General features: G+C 69.4%; 12 protein-coding genes. 9 read left to right on the top strand and 3 right to left on the bottom strand.

Features of this window, described 5'->3' with window-relative positions; genetic code table 11:
- From ABZ128_RS30275 to ABZ128_RS30260, 4 genes are all read left to right on the top strand, one after another.
- The coding region (locus ABZ128_RS30275; protein WP_356852418.1) for a vitamin B12 dependent-methionine synthase activation domain-containing protein at positions 1–1134 on the top strand (1134 nt) is incomplete at its 5' end.
- Between the two features lie 111 nt (positions 1135–1245).
- Positions 1246–1947, top strand: a complete 702-nt coding sequence (locus ABZ128_RS30270) for an HAD family phosphatase (RefSeq protein WP_356852417.1) — start codon at positions 1246–1248, stop codon at positions 1945–1947.
- 480 nt (positions 1948–2427) lie between these two features.
- Entirely contained in the window at positions 2428–4032 is a 1605-nt protein-coding gene (locus tag ABZ128_RS30265; protein WP_356852415.1) for an ABC transporter substrate-binding protein, read from the top strand.
- Between the two features lie 101 nt (positions 4033–4133).
- The gene (locus ABZ128_RS30260; RefSeq protein ID WP_356852413.1) at positions 4134–5714 is read left to right on the top strand and encodes an ABC transporter substrate-binding protein; all 1581 of its coding nucleotides are present in this window, start codon (positions 4134–4136) and stop codon (positions 5712–5714) included.
- Between the two features lie 69 nt (positions 5715–5783).
- Here the strand turns inward: ABZ128_RS30260 and ABZ128_RS30255 are convergent, their stop codons facing one another.
- Complete coding sequence (locus tag ABZ128_RS30255; RefSeq protein WP_356852411.1) at positions 5784–6458, bottom strand: response regulator transcription factor; 675 nt, start codon at positions 6456–6458, stop codon at positions 5784–5786.
- A gap of 65 nt (positions 6459–6523) precedes the next feature.
- Positions 6524–7444, bottom strand: a complete 921-nt coding sequence (locus ABZ128_RS30250) for a RecB family exonuclease (RefSeq protein ID WP_356852410.1) — start codon at positions 7442–7444, stop codon at positions 6524–6526.
- 190 nt (positions 7445–7634) lie between these two features.
- Here ABZ128_RS30250 and ABZ128_RS30245 point away from each other — a divergent pair, with 190 nt between their 5' ends.
- The 3 genes from ABZ128_RS30245 to ABZ128_RS30235 all read left to right on the top strand — a co-directional run bounded on the left by ABZ128_RS30245 (position 7635) and on the right by ABZ128_RS30235 (position 10603).
- The gene (locus ABZ128_RS30245; RefSeq protein ID WP_356852408.1) at positions 7635–8834 is read left to right on the top strand and encodes a site-2 protease family protein; all 1200 of its coding nucleotides are present in this window, start codon (positions 7635–7637) and stop codon (positions 8832–8834) included.
- An 18-nt stretch (positions 8835–8852) separates the two neighbouring features.
- Positions 8853–9764: a tRNA (adenine-N1)-methyltransferase gene (locus tag ABZ128_RS30240; RefSeq protein ID WP_356852407.1), complete on the top strand. Its 912-nt coding sequence runs from the start codon at positions 8853–8855 to the stop codon at positions 9762–9764.
- Between the two features lie 209 nt (positions 9765–9973).
- Positions 9974–10603, top strand: coding sequence for a hypothetical protein (locus ABZ128_RS30235; protein ID WP_356852405.1), 630 nt, complete (start codon positions 9974–9976; stop codon positions 10601–10603).
- 4 nt (positions 10604–10607) lie between these two features.
- Here ABZ128_RS30235 and ABZ128_RS30230 read toward each other — a convergent pair whose 3' ends face one another.
- The gene (locus ABZ128_RS30230; RefSeq protein WP_356852404.1) at positions 10608–10928 is read right to left on the bottom strand and encodes a ferredoxin; all 321 of its coding nucleotides are present in this window, start codon (positions 10926–10928) and stop codon (positions 10608–10610) included.
- A 265-nt stretch (positions 10929–11193) separates the two neighbouring features.
- On the opposite strand from ABZ128_RS30230, the gene arc reads away from it, so the two are divergent.
- On the top strand, positions 11194–12960 hold the full coding sequence (gene arc / locus ABZ128_RS30225) for a proteasome ATPase (protein ID WP_356852402.1): 1767 nt from the start codon (positions 11194–11196) through the stop codon (positions 12958–12960).
- A gap of 246 nt (positions 12961–13206) precedes the next feature.
- Entirely contained in the window at positions 13207–14718 is a 1512-nt protein-coding gene (dop, locus tag ABZ128_RS30220) for a depupylase/deamidase Dop (RefSeq protein ID WP_356852400.1), read from the top strand.
- Positions 14719–14804: the final 86 nt, after the last annotated feature.

Below are 14804 nucleotides of genomic sequence, written 5' to 3'. Positions count from 1 at the left end.
CTGCTGGTGAAGTCCACGGTGATCATGAAGGAGAACCTGGAGGAGCTCAACCAGCGCAAGCTGGCCGCCGACTACCCGGTCATCCTCGGCGGCGCCGCGCTGACCCGCGCCTACGTCGAACAGGACCTCCACGAGATCTACGAGGGCGAGGTCCGCTACGCCCGCGACGCCTTCGAAGGCCTCCGCCTCATGGACGCCCTGATCGCCGTCAAGCGCGGCGTGCCGGGCGCCACCCTGCCCGAGCTCAAGCAGCGCCGAGTCGCCAAGCGGGACACTCCGCTGCTCCAGGTGGAGGAGCCCGAGGAGCCGGGCGCCCGCTCCGACGTGGCCACCGACAACCCGGTCCCGGCCCCGCCGTTCTGGGACACCCGCGTCGTCAAGGGCATCCCGCTCAAGGACTACGCCTCCTGGCTCGACGAGGGCGCGCTGTTCAAGGGGCAGTGGGGTCTGAAGCAGGCGCGCGCGGGCGGAGCCACGTACGAGGAGCTGGTCGAGACCGAGGGCCGGCCGCGGCTGCGCGGGCTCCTGGACAAGCTGCACACCGAGAACCTGCTCGAAGCGGCCGTGGTCTACGGCTACTTCCCCTGCGTGTCCAAGGGCGACGACCTGATCATCCTCGACGAGCAGGGCAACGAGCGGACCCGCTTCACCTTCCCGCGCCAGCGCCGCGGCCGGCGCCTGTGCCTCGCGGACTTCTTCCGTCCCGAGGAGTCCGGCGAGACCGACGTGGTCGGCCTCCAGGTGGTCACCGTCGGCTCCAAGATCGGCGAGGCCACCGCCAAGCTGTTCGAGTCCGACTCCTACCGCGAGTACCTGGAGCTGCACGGCCTGTCCGTCCAGCTGGCCGAGGCCCTGGCCGAGTACTGGCACGCCCGCGTCCGCGCCGAGCTCGGCTTCGGCGGTGAGGACCCGGCCCAGGTGGAGGACATGTTCGCGCTCAAGTACCGGGGCGCGCGCTTCTCGCTGGGCTACGGCGCCTGCCCGGACCTGGAGGACCGCGCCAAGATCGCCGACCTGCTCCGGCCCGAGCGGATCGGGGTCCACCTCTCCGAGGAGTTCCAGCTCCACCCGGAGCAGTCCACCGACGCGATCGTGATTCACCACCCCGAAGCGAAGTATTTCAACGCACGCTGACGCAGACCGACGTACACTTGTCGGTCCCATACAGGCCGGTCGCCTGTCTCCCGGGGGATGCCCATGGGGAGAGGCGACCGGCCTTCTCGTCCCCTGAAAGAGGTGTGCCGCATGACCAGCACCGTTCCCGCGTCCGTCACCCGCACGGCCGACGGGCATGCCCTGCAGGCGGTGCTGCTGGACATGGACGGCACCCTCGTCGACACCGAGGGCTTCTGGTGGGACGTCGAGGTCTCCATCTTCGAGGAGCTCGGCCACCGCCTCGACGAGGCCTGGCGGGACGTGGTCGTCGGCGGCCCCATGACCCGCAGCGCCGGCTTCCTCATCGAGGCCACGGGCGCGGCCATCACCCTCGCTGAGCTGAGCGTGCTGCTCAACGAGCGCTTCGAGGCCCGGATCGCGGAGCAGGTGCCGATGATGCCGGGCGCCGAACGGCTGCTGGCCGAGCTGGCCCGGCACAACGTGCCCACCGCCCTGGTGTCCGCCTCGCACCGGCGCGTCATCGACCGGGTCCTCCAGGCCCTCGGCCCCGACCGGTTCACCCTGACGGTGGCCGGGGACGAGGTGCCCCGCACCAAGCCGCACCCCGACCCGTACCTGCTGGCCGCCCGCACCCTCGGCGCGCACCCCTCGCGCTGCGCCGTCATCGAGGACACCGCCACCGGGGTGGCGTCCGCGGAGGCCGCCGGCTGCCGGGTCGTGGCCGTCCCCTCGGTGGGTCTGATCGCCCCGGCCCCCGGACGTACCGTCGTGCGCTCCCTGGAGGACGTGGACCTGCCGTTCCTGCGCTCGCTCATCACTCCGCTGAACTGAGTGCACACGCTGCGTGCCGAATGGAACGCCGCACGGGCGGCGTCCCGCGGAAGGATCTTCCGTTCCGTGGCCCGGAGGCTGAAATTCCATCCTTTCCCTGGCGATCGCGCCGGGTGACCTTTGTCACGCGTCTGGATCCCGACACGCCTGTCCGGGGGCTCGAAGGCCTTCCCATGTGTCCGGATTGATCAGCTCCTGACCGCATCTGCGGCGTCCCTCACATGGACAGCCAGTCCGCACCCATCACCGTGCGATTACACCCCAAGTCCTGCCAGTTCAAGCCATCCCGTCACAGGCCACTAATGTCGACGCGGGCACTGCGCCGCACCGCAGCCGGCCCCGGCGCACACCCCTGTGCCGGGACGGCGTGGACCGATCGTCACAACACCGGCCCGATCGTTCCGCCCTGAACGGGCGACCGCCGCGATGTGCCCTCTACGCCGCTTTGAAACAAGTGCCGGTCGAGGGAGTACTTCCAGCATGAACCGCAAGACCCTGGTGCTGACGGCCGCGGCCGGACTGCTCACCCCCGCGCTGACCGCCTGCGGCAGCACGACCGGTGGGGGAGCGGGCTCCGGAGCGATCGTCGTCGGCACCACCGACCGGTTCGAGGCCGCCGATTACGCTCCCGCCCCGTTCGACCCGGCCTACGCCTACGACGCCGGCGCCTGGAACGTCCTGCGGCAGACCGTCCAGACGCTGATGCGCACCCCCCGCGGCGGCGGCCAGCCCGTCCCCGAGGCAGCCTCCGACTGCCGCTTCACCGACACCGGCAACGAGAGCTACCGCTGCACCCTGCGGCCCGGCCTGAAGTTCGCCGACGGCACCCCGCTCACCGCCAAGGACGTCAAGTTCTCCATCGAGCGGGTCCTCGCCATCAAGGACGAGAACGGCCCCTCCTCGCTGCTCTCCACCATCGACACCGTCGAGGCCAAGAGCGCCGACACCGTCGTCTTCCACCTGAAGAGCGCGGACGCGACCTTCCCGTTCAAGCTGTCCACGCCCGCGGCCGGCATCGTCAGCGAGAAGAACTACGAGGCCAAGAAGCTCCGCGACGGCTTCTCCGTCGACGGCTCCGGCCCCTACACGATGAAGGCCGAGGTCAAGGACGACCACCTCGTGCGGGCCGTCTTCACCAAGAACCCGAACTACAAGGGCGACATCAAGCTGCAGAACGACAAGGTCGAACTGCGCACCTTCACCGACTCGGCGGCCATGGGCAGGGCCCTCACCCACGGCTCCGTCGACATGGTCTCCCGCACCCTGTCGCCCGCGCAGGTCGGCGAGTTCTCCGCCAAGCCGCCCAAGGGCGTCAAGCTCGTGCCCATGCCCGGCCTGGAGATCCGCTACCTCGGCTTCAACACCGAGGCCCCCGCGGTCAAGGACAAGGCCGTACGCCAGGCCCTCGCCGCCGCCGTCGACCGCGACGCGATCATCACGAAGGTCTACGGGAAGGCCGCGCAGCCGCTGTACTCGCTGGTCCCCACCACGGTGACCGGGCACGTCAACTCCTTCTTCAACAAGTACGGCGACGGCAACACCGCCAAGGCCGCGAGCCTGTTGAAGGACGCCGGGATCAAGACCCCCGTCAAGCTGACGCTGAACTACACCACGGACCACTACGGCGACGGCACGGCCGCCGAGTTCGAGACCCTGAAGAACCAGCTGAACTCCACCCAGCTGTTCGACATCACCGTCCAGGGCTCGGAATGGAGCCAGTTCCGGCCCGCGCAGAAGAAGGGCGACTACGCCGCCTACGGGCTCGGCTGGTTCCCCGACTACCCGGACGCCGACAACTTCCTCGCCCCGTTCCTGGAGCAGGACAACTTCCTGGGCACGCCGTACGCCAACAGCGCGGTGCGCACCAAGCTCATCCCCGATTCCCGGCGGGCGGTCGACCGCACCGTCGCCGGCCCCGCGATCGCGGAGATGCAGGACATCGTCGCCGAGGACGTGCCCGTCCTGCCCCTGTGGCAGGGCAAGCAGTACGTCGCCGCACGCGACGGGATCACCGGAGTGGAGTGGTCGGTCAACGCCATCTCCGACCTCCAGCTGTGGGAACTCGGCCGGGGCGTCAGCGGCTGAGAACGGCAGTACCGGCAGTACCGGCAGTACCGGCAGCACCCGGCGGCGGATGTCGCAGGCCGGCGCAACGAAACAGTTCGACTGTGAAGGACGTTCGCGTGATGAGACGTAACCAGTGGTTGGCAGCCCCGCTCGGCGCAGCCACCGCCGCCGCGCTGCTCAGCGGTTGCGGTTCGACCGAAGGCCAGACCGCCGGCGGCGGCAAGGGCGTGGTCATGGGAATATCCGACAAGGTGAAGTCCACCGACCCCGCCTCGGGTTACGACCCGGGCTCCTGGCTGCTCTTCAACAACGTCTTCCAGTCCCTGCTGAGCTTCCCCAAGGGCGGCACCACCCCGGAGCCCGACGCCGCGCAGGCCTGCAACTTCGAGGGCAACGACAGCAGGGTCTACCGGTGCACCCTGCGCACCGGCCTGAAGTTCAGCAACGGCCACGAGCTCACCGCCAAGGACGTCAAGTTCTCCTTCGAGCGCACGCTGAAGATCAACGATGCGAACGGCCCGGCCGTGATGCTCTCCTCGATCGCCGGCATCGACACGCCCGACGACAAGACGGTGGTCTTCCGCCTCAAGGCGTCCGACGCGACCTTCCCCAGCAAGATCGCATCGGGCGCGGGCTCCATCGTCGACCACGCCGAGTACCCCGCCGACAAGCTCCGCACCGACGGCAAGGCCATCGGCTCCGGCGTCTACAAGCTGGACTCGATCAACGAGAAGAGCGCCTCCTTCTCCGTCAACGACTCCTACAGCGGCAAGGCCAAGGCGAAGAACACCGGCGTCACCCTCAAGTTCTTCAACGAGGACCAGGCCGCCCTCAAGCGGGTCCTCGAAAGCGGCGACGTCGACTTCGCCTTCCGCGGCCTGGCCGCCAAGGACATCGCGAGCCTGTCCTCCACCAAGACCGGCAACAACAAGGTCGAGGTCGTCCAGGGCACCGGCGCCGAAGTCGAGCACATGGTCTTCAACATGAACGACCCGGTCGCCGGCAAGCTCCCCGTCCGCAAGGCCATCGCCTACCTCGTGGACCGCGAAGCCCTCGTCAAGGACGTCTACGACGGCACCGCCGTCTCGCTGTACTCGATCGTCCCCGCCGGCATCGGCTCGCACACCACCCCCTTCTTCGACCGCTACGGCGGCACCCCCCAGCCGAAGAAGGCCGAGGCCGTCCTGCGCGCGGCGGGCATCAAGGACAAGGTGAAGATCACCCTGTACTCCACGCCCACCCGCTACGGCCCGTCCACGGACCAGGAATTCCAGCTCATCGCCAAGCAGCTCAACGACAGCGGACTCTTCGAGGCCGACGTCAAGTCCGTCGAGTTCGAGCAGTACGAGAAGGACATCCAGGACGGCAAGTACGGCGTCTACGTGAAGGGCTGGGTGCCCGACTACCCGGACGCCGACAACTTCACGCAGCCCTTCTTCGGGCCGGACAACGTCCTGCACAACAACTACGACAACAAGGAGATCACCGGGACCATCATCCCGTCGACCTCCGCGAAGTCCGACCGCACCGCCGCCGGCACCGACTACAGCCGCCTCCAGGACATCGTCGCCGAGGAGATCCCGATCCTGCCGCTCTGGCAGGGCAAGCAGTACGCGGTCACCCGCCAGAACGTGACGGGCCTGCAGTGGTCGCTGGACGCCTCCACCGTCTTCCGCTTCTGGGAGATCAGCAAGGGCTGACGGCAGCCCGGACGGGAACGGGCCGGCCGCCGCGTGCAGCGGCTGCCGGCCCGTTTCCTGCTCCAGGGGCTACTGTCCGGCGCCCGGGCGGACCAGCCCGCTCTCGTACGCGTACACCGCCGCCTGGACCCGGTCGCGCAGGCCCAGCTTCGTCAGCACGTGCCCCACGTGGGTCTTCACCGTGGTCTCGCTCACGAACAGGTCCGCCGCGATCTCCGCGTTCGACAGGCCGCGCGCCACCAGCTTCAGCACCTCGACCTCCCGCTCGGTCAGCGTGCCCAGCGTGTCCGGGACGCTCTCCTCGCCGGACGGCAGGTGGCCCGCGTACTTGTCCAGCAGCCGCCGCGTGATGCTCGGCGCGAGCATCGCCTCGCCCCCGGCCACCACCCGGATCGCCTGCACCAGCTCATTGGCCGGCGCGTCCTTCAGCAGGAACCCGCTCGCGCCCGCGCGCAGCGCCTCCACCACGTACTCGTCCAGGTCGAAGGTGGTCAGCACCAGCACCTTCGCCGGCCCGTCCCGCCCCGGCCCCGTGATCTGCCGGGTCGCCTCCACCCCGTCCATCCGCGGCATACGGATGTCCATCAGCACCACATCGGGCTGCAACGCCCGCACCTGCTCCAGGGCCTGCAGACCGTCCCCGGCCTCACCGACCACCGCGAGGTCCTGTTCGGCCTCCAGGATCATCCGGAAACCGGTGCGCAGCAGCGGCTGGTCGTCGACCAGGAGGACGCGGATCGCCACGGGGGGTACCTCGTATTCGTACGGCGGCATCGACGGACGCCGCCCATTCTGCCCTGGCCCGATGATCAGGACTCCGCCGGTGCCGCCCCCGCACCCCCGGCTGCGGGCTGCGGCGCCGGCACCTCCCCGCCCCGGCGGGGGGAGATCACCAGCGGATAGGCCGGGGGAGTACCGCCGAACTCCGGACACACCGCCCGGTGGTCGCACCACCCGCACAACTTCGTCGGCCGCGGCCGCCACTCACCCGTCGCCGTGGCCTCCTCGATCGCCTCCCACAGCGCCAGCAGCTTGCGCTCCACCCGCTCCAGGTCCGCGATCACCGGGTCGTACGTCAGCACGTCACCGCTGCCCAGATACACCAGCTGCAGCCGCCGCGGCACCACCTGCTTCAACCGCCACACCACCAGCGCGTAGAACTTCATCTGGAACAGCGCGCCCTCGGCGTACTCCGGCCGCGGCGCCTTGCCCGTCTTGTAGTCGACGATGCGCACCTCGCCCGTCGGCGCCACGTCCACCCGGTCGATGATCCCGCGCAGCCGCAGCCCCGACTCCAGCTCCGCCTCCACGAAGAACTCCCGCTCCACCGGCTCCAGCCGCGTCGGGTCCTCCAGCGTGAACCAGCGCTCCACCAGCGCCTCGGCCTCCGTCAGCCAGCGCGCCAGGCCCTCGCCCCCGTCCCCCGCCGGGAACAGCTCCGCCAGCTCCGGCCGCGACTCCAGCAGCCGGTCCCACTGCCCCGGGATCAGCGCCTTCGCCCGCGGAGCCGTCCGCTCCACCGCCGGGTGGTCGAACAACCGCTCCAGCACCGCGTGCACCAGCGTGCCCCGCGTCGCCGCCGCACTCGGCTTCTCCGGCAGCCTGTCGATCACCCGGAACCGGTACAGCAGCGGGCACTGCATGAAATCGCTCGCCCGCGAAGGGGAGAGCGAGGCAGGCGGAGCGACCGGCGCTGAATCATCCGCACCGGCATCGGGCATCGTCGTCATGAGACAAAACCCTACGACCCGCCACCGACAGCACGCGCATACCATCGACGGCGGGCACCCTCGCACTGCATGATCGGAGCATCACACCCCGCTACCGCGCACCCCGCACCCCGCACCGACCGTGCACCTGCACCACACTGAAAGCACCGACGAAACCAACCCGCCGGACAGCACCGAACGAAGGACAGCCGTGGCAGACACCGACGAATCCGGCGAGCGCCCCGACCAGCGCTCCGGCCCGGGCGGCGGACTCCTCATGGGCCGCCCCTTCGGCGTCCCCGTGTACGTCTCGCCCAGCTGGTTCCTCGTCGCCGCCCTCATCACCTGGGTCTTCGGAGACCAGCTCGACCGGGTCCTGCCCGACCTCGGCCTCGCCCGCTACCTGGTCTCGCTCTTCTTCGCCGTCGCCTTCTACGCCTCCGTGCTCGTCCACGAACTCGCGCACACCGTCGCCGCGCTCCGCTTCAAACTGCCCGTGCGCCGCATCCAGCTCCAGTTCTTCGGCGGGGTCTCCGAGATCGAGAAGGAATCCGAGACCCCCGGCCGCGAATTCGTCCTCGCCTTCGTCGGCCCCCTGCTCTCCCTCGTCCTCGCGGGCGCCTTCTACCTCGCCATGTTCGCCGTCGACCCCGCCACCGTCCCCGGCGTCCTCCTCGCCGGCCTGATGATCTCCAACCTGCTCGTCGCCGCCTTCAACCTGCTCCCCGGCCTCCCCCTCGATGGCGGACGCATGCTCCGCGCCGTCATCTGGGGCATCACCGGCAGGCCCATGACCGGGACCGTCGCCGCCGCCTGGGTCGGCCGAGCCCTCGCCGTCGCCGTCCTCCTCGGCCTGCCCGTCCTCACCCACACCGGGCTCACCGGCGGCCGCCCCGACGACGTCGGCGGAATGAACACCGTCATGGACGCCCTCCTCGCCGCGATCCTCGCCGCCATCATCTGGACCGGCGCCGGCAACAGCCTGCGCATGGCCCGGCTGCGCGAACACCTCCCCGAACTGCGCGCCCGCGCCCTCACCCGCCGCGCCGTCCCCGTCGAGAACGCCACCCCGCTCTCCGAAGCCCTGCGCCGCGCCAACGCCCACGGCGCCCGCGCCCTCGTCGTCGTCGACGGCCAGGGTGAACCCACCGCGATCGTCCGCGAGAGCGCCATCGCGTCCGTGCCCGAACACCGCCGCCCCTGGGTCGCCGTCAGCACCCTCGCGCAGGACCTCACCGACGGCATGAAGGTTTCCGCAGAGCTCACCGGCGAAGACCTCCTCGACCACCTGCGCGCCACCCCCGCCACCGAATACCTCGTCGTCGAACCCGGCGGCGAGATCTACGGCGTCCTGTCCACCCTGGACGTGGAGAAGGCCTTCGTGAAGGCCATGGCGCGGCCCCAGTCCTGAAGCCAATACACTGGTCACATGTCCGAACCGACCGGTGCCGCCCGCCGACGCGGGCCCTTCGAGGTCGGGGACCAGGTTCAGCTCACCGACCCCAAGGGCCGCCACTACACGTTCACGCTCGAAGCCGGGAAGAATTTCCACACCCACAAGGGTTCCTTCCCGCACGACGAGCTGATCGGCGCCCCCGAGGGCAGTGTTGTCCGTACGACGGGCAACGTCGCCTACCTCGCGCTGCGTCCCCTGCTCCCCGACTATGTCCTGTCCATGCCCCGCGGCGCCGCCGTGGTCTACCCCAAGGACGCGGGCCAGATCCTGGCCTTCGCCGACATCTTCCCCGGCGCCCGCGTCGTGGAGGCGGGCGTGGGCTCCGGCTCGCTGAGCAGCTTCCTGCTGCGCGCCATCGGCGACCAGGGCATGCTCCACAGCTACGAGCGCCGCGCGGACTTCGCCGAAATCGCCACCGCCAACGTCGAGCGCTACTTCGGCGGCCCCCACCCCGCGTGGCAGCTGACCGTCGGCGACCTCCAGGACAACCTGTCCGACACCGACGTCGACCGCGTGATCCTCGACATGCTCGCCCCCTGGGAGTGCCTGGACGCCGTCTCCAAGGCGCTGGTCCCCGGCGGCATCCTCTGCTGCTACGTGGCCACCACCACCCAGCTCGCCCGTACCGTCGAATCCATCCGCGAATTCGGCTGCTACGCCGAACCGCAGCCCTGGGAATCGATGATCCGCAACTGGCACGTCGAGGGCCTGGCCGTCCGCCCCGACCACCGGATGATCGGACACACCGGCTTCCTCGTCACCGCCCGCCGCCTCGCCGACGGCGTCGAGCCCCCGATGCGCCGCCGCCGCCCCGCCAAGGGCGCCTACGGCGAGGACTACGAGGGCCCCGGCAGCCAGTCCGGCGGGGGTACCTCCCAGCGGTAGCTCCGGCGACCGCGGCAACCCGGCCCGGCCGGACACCCAACACCACGGCGCTGCGGCGCAGTTCCCCCCGTCCGACGGGAACTGCGCCGCAGCGCCTTTTCGTTGTTCCCGGTACCGGCCCCGACCCGCGCGGACCCGGGCGTTCCGCCCCGGTGTGACATGTGGCACGATGCTGGCTCCCCGTCACCGCTCGCACAGGAGACCCCCGCGTGCCGAACAGCCCCGCCGAGCCGGCAGCCGCATGGGAAAACCCGGCGCACAGCAGCGCCCGGCCCGTCCACTGGCTCGCCACGGCGTGCGCCGTGGCCGCCGTCATCGCCGGCGCGGGACTCCTCCAGCCGCAAGCGGCGGCCACCGCCCCGGCCGCCGCGCCGTCGGCCGGTCCCTCCGGAGCTCCCGAGGCCGAGGCCGTGAGCGGCCCGCAGGCCCCCGTTCCCGACGCCGCCGGGGTCACGTACCCCCTCGACTGCAAGGGCGCCCCCGTGGCCGTGACGGCCACCGCCCAGGGCGACCTCGACGGCGACGGCCGCCCCGAGACCGTGGCCGCCGTCCGCTGCGACGCCGGATCCGGGACCCCGCCCCACGCCCTCTACGTACTCGCCCAGGACAAGACCCCGGGCGCCCGGCCGAGGATCGTCGCCACCCTGCTGGAGGCCGGCCGCAGGCAGACCGTGACCGACCTCACCGTGCGCGACGGCGCGGTCACGGCCGGCCTCCTCGGGTACTCCTCACCCCAGGTGCCCCGCTACAGCCCCGACCTCAAACAGCTCGCCAAGTGGCGCTGGAGCGGCGGAAAATTCCGCCAGGAGCTGACGGATTCCGCCGCCAGGAGTGTTTGAACCGTCACTCGGCGTCGGGACCGTAGACCTCGACCCTGTCCGAAACCCGCCTTACGTGGATGCAGTCCCCGGGGCATTCCTTGGCCGAGTCCACCACGTCCTGCAGCAGCGTCAGCGGAACCGGAGTGGTCGCCCCCGCCTCCATCAGCAGCTCGTCGTCGGGGCTCTTCACATAGGCCAGACCGTCGATGTCCAGCTCGAACACCTCGGGCGCGTACTGCACGCAGATCCCGTCGCCGGTGCACAGGTCCTGATCGATCCAGACCTCAAGCGGCTCTGCGGCCTGCCCGGCGCCACCCGTGGGAGCCTCCTGCTGCACGGTCATATCTCCTGCCGTTCCCTGCGCTCAGTGATCAGTTCTCGTCATCCGCCGACGGCAAGTCGCGCGAGCCGTGACGGGTGTTGAACACTTCGACCTTACAACCGGCCGCTTTCAGATGTTGATGGGTGGGTATTTCCTTGGCGTGAGGGAGTACGCAAGGGTGAAGATCGGACACACCTCTACCGTCTTTGTGATCTAGGGGTTTCAATCACCACCAGCCCAGGTAGGGTCAGGAAGCGTCCAGCTCCCCTTGGAGGAGGTGAGGACCGTGGCAGCCCACGACGACGACATCAACCGCGGCATCCGGCCGGGGCGAGGGTCTGAGGACCCCGCCGGTCAGGTTGCCTACCTAGAGCAGGAAATCGCCGTCCTGCGACGTAAGCTCGCCGACTCTCCGCGACACACGAGGATTCTCGAAGAGCGGATCGTCGAGCTCCAGACAAACCTGGCCGGCGTCTCCGCGCAAAACGAGCGACTGGCAAATACGCTCCGTGAGGCCCGCGACCAGATCGTCGCCCTCAAGGAGGAAGTCGACCGGCTCGCGCAGCCCCCGGCCGGCTTCGGTGTCTTCCTGCAGGCGAACGAGGACGGCACCGTCGACATCTTCACGGGGGGCCGCAAGCTCCGCGTGAACGTCAGCCCCAGCGTCGACCCGGAAGAGCTCCGGCGCGGCCAGGAGGTCATGCTCAACGAGGCCCTCAACGTGGTCGAGGCCATGGAATTCGAGCGGGCCGGGGACATCGTCACCCTCAAGGAGATCCTTGAGGACGGCGAGCGCGCCCTGGTCATCGGGCACACCGACGAAGAGAGGGTGGTGAGGCTCGCCGAGCCGCTGCTGGACATCACCATCCGCGCCGGCGACGCCCTGCTGCTCGAACCCCGCTCCGGCTACGTCTACGAGGTCGTCCCCAAGAGCGAGGTCGAGGACCTCGTCCTCGAAGAGGTCCCCGACATCGACTACGACAAGATCGGCGGCCTGGGCGACCAGATCGAGCTGATCCGCGACGCGGTCGAGCTCCCGTACCTCTACCCCGACCTGTTCAAGGAACACGAACTGCGGCCGCCCAAGGGCATCCTGCTCTACGGCCCGCCCGGCTGCGGCAAGACGCTCATCGCCAAGGCGGTGGCCAACTCCCTTGCCAAGAAGGTCGCCGAGGTGACCGGCCAGGCCGCGGGGAAGTCGTACTTCCTGAACATCAAGGGCCCCGAACTCCTCAACAAGTACGTCGGCGAGACCGAGCGGCACATCCGCCTCGTCTTCCAGCGTGCCCGTGAGAAGGCGAGCGAGGGCACCCCCGTCATCGTCTTCTTCGACGAGATGGAGTCCCTCTTCCGCACCCGCGGCTCCGGCGTCAGCTCGGACGTGGAGAACACCATCGTCCCGCAGCTGCTCGCCGAGATCGACGGCGTGGAGGGCCTGGAGAACGTCATCGTCATCGGCGCCTCCAACCGCGAGGACATGATCGACCCGGCCATCCTGCGGCCCGGACGCCTCGACGTGAAGATCAAGATCGAGCGCCCGGACGCCGAGGCCGCGAAGGACATCTTCGCGAAGTACCTCAAGGCCTCGCTGCCGCTCCACAGCGACGACCTCTCCGAGCACGCGGGCTCGCCCGAGGTCGCCGTGCACAGCATGATCCAGACCGTCGTCGAGCAGATGTACGCCGAAACCGAGGAGAACCGCTTCCTTGAGGTCACGTACGCCAACGGCGACAAGGAAGTCCTCTACTTCAAGGACTTCAACTCGGGCGCGATGATCCAGAACATCGTCGACCGGGCCAAGAAGATGGCCATCAAGGCCTTCCTCGAACACAACCAGAAGGGTCTGCGGGTCTCCCACCTCCTCCAGGCGTGCGTGGACGAGTTCAAGGAGAACGAGGACCTGCCCAACACCACCAACCCGGACGACTGGGCCCGGATCTCCGGAAAGAAGGGCGAGCGGATCGTATTCATCCGCACCCTCGTCACCGGAAAGCAGGGCGCGGACACCGGACGCTCCATCGACACGGTGGCAAACACCGGTCAGTACCTCTGATCGAAAAGGGCGGCTGCGGGTGCCCTGACCGGGCACCCGCAGCCGACTGCTTTACCGACCGCTTTTCAGCCGGTGACGGGGCGAAGTCAATGACTGAAATGATCTCCCCACCAGCGCGGAGTGGTTCTAGGCTCTTCCGTACCGCCGGTCGCGCAGTGCGGGGACGGGCACCGCACACGCACCGGAGCACCAGCGGTACTTGAGCGCCGCTCCCGAACGGGAGCGCCGCCGGGCAAGGAGGGCCGCATGACCGTACGGCGAGTAATGGGGATCGAGACGGAGTACGGGATCTCCGTCCCGGGGCACCCGAACGCCAATGCCATGCTCACCTCGTCCCAGATCGTCAACGCCTACGCGGCGGCGATGCACCGGGCGCGCCGCGCCCGCTGGGACTTCGAGGAGGAGAATCCGCTGCGGGACGCCCGCGGCTTCGACCTCGCCCGCGAGGCCGCCGACAACAGCCAGCTGACCGACGAGGACATCGGCCTCGCCAACGTCATCCTCACGAACGGCGCACGGCTCTACGTCGACCACGCGCACCCCGAGTACAGCTCCCCGGAGATCACCAATCCGCTGGACGCCGTGCTCTGGGACAAGGCCGGCGAGCGGATCATGGCCGAGGCGGCGGTCCGGGCGGCCCAGCTGCCCGGCGCCCAGCCCATCCACCTCTACAAGAACAACACCGACAACAAGGGCGCCTCCTACGGCACGCACGAGAACTACCTGATGAAGCGGGAAACCCCCTTCTCGGAGATCGTGCGGCACCTGACCCCCTTCTTCGTCTCCCGCCAGGTCGTCACCGGCGCCGGCCGGGTCGGCATCGGCCAGGACGGCCGCGAGCACGGCTTCCAGATCAGCCAGCGCGCGGACTACTTCGAGGTCGAGGTCGGCCTGGAGACCACTCTCAAGCGCCCCATCATCAACACCCGGGACGAGCCCCACTCGGACGCGGAGAAGTACCGCCGCCTGCACGTGATCATCGGCGACGCCAACCTCTCCGAGATCTCCACGTACCTCAAGCTGGGCACCACGGCGCTCGTCCTGTCCATGATCGAGGACCAATTCATCACCGTCGACCTGGCCGTCGACCAGCCCGTACGCACCCTGCACCAGGTCTCCCACGACCCGGACCTGCACCACCTGATCACGCTGCGCAGCGGGCGCACGCTGACCGCGGTACAACTGCAGATGGAGTACTTCGAGCTGGCCAGGAAGTACGTGGAGGAGCGTTTCGGTTCCGACGCGGACGAGCAGACCAAGGACGTGCTGGCCCGCTGGGAGGACGTGCTCGGCCGGCTGGAGAGCGACCCGATGAGCCTGTCGGGAGAGCTCGACTGGATCGCGAAGCGGGAGATCCTGGAGGGCTACCGCAGGCGCGACGGGCTCGGCTGGGACGCCGCCCGCCTGCACCTGGTGGACCTCCAGTACGCGGACGTACGGCCCGAGAAGGGCCTCTACAACCGCCTGGTGGCCCGCGGCAAGATGAAGCGGCTGGTGGAGGAGCCCGCGGTCGAGCGGGCCCAGGGCAAGCCTCCGGAGGACACCCGGGCCTACTTCCGGGGCCGGTGCCTGGAGCAGTACGCGGACGACGTGGCCGCGGCCTCCTGGGACTCGGTGATCTTCGACCTCCCGGGCCGGGACTCCCTCCAGCGGGTCCCGACCCTGGAACCCCTGCGAGGCACCCGCAAGCACGTCAAGGAGCTCCTGGACCGCTGCCGCACGGCGGAGGACCTGGTCCGGGTGCTGAGCGGGAACTGAGCGGGAGCTGACGCTTTCCGGGCCGGAAGGGGCTGAAAGGCCCCCTGGCCGGGAATCATGAGAGAACCCGGACGTTGTCCAAGTGC

Origin of the sequence: Streptomyces sp. NPDC006326 (genome assembly GCF_040612915.1) — a bacterium.
Lineage (GTDB): Bacteria > Actinomycetota > Actinomycetes > Streptomycetales > Streptomycetaceae > Streptomyces.
Note: the sequence above shows the minus strand (reverse complement) of the source record. Positions and strands in the feature narration are given on the sequence as shown.

Coding starts and splice junctions, on each gene's coding strand:
- ABZ128_RS30270 (WP_356852417.1), top strand. CDS start 1,246: ATGACCAGCACCGTTCCCGCGTCCGTCACCCGCACGGCCGACGGGCAT.
- ABZ128_RS30265 (WP_356852415.1), top strand. CDS start 2,428: ATGAACCGCAAGACCCTGGTGCTGACGGCCGCGGCCGGACTGCTCACC.
- ABZ128_RS30260 (WP_356852413.1), top strand. CDS start 4,134: ATGAGACGTAACCAGTGGTTGGCAGCCCCGCTCGGCGCAGCCACCGCC.
- ABZ128_RS30250 (WP_356852410.1), bottom strand. CDS start 7,444: ATGACGACGATGCCCGATGCCGGTGCGGATGATTCAGCGCCGGTCGCT.
- ABZ128_RS30240 (WP_356852407.1), top strand. CDS start 8,853: ATGTCCGAACCGACCGGTGCCGCCCGCCGACGCGGGCCCTTCGAGGTC.
- ABZ128_RS30230 (WP_356852404.1), bottom strand. CDS start 10,928: ATGACCGTGCAGCAGGAGGCTCCCACGGGTGGCGCCGGGCAGGCCGCA.
- dop (WP_356852400.1), top strand. CDS start 13,207: ATGACCGTACGGCGAGTAATGGGGATCGAGACGGAGTACGGGATCTCC.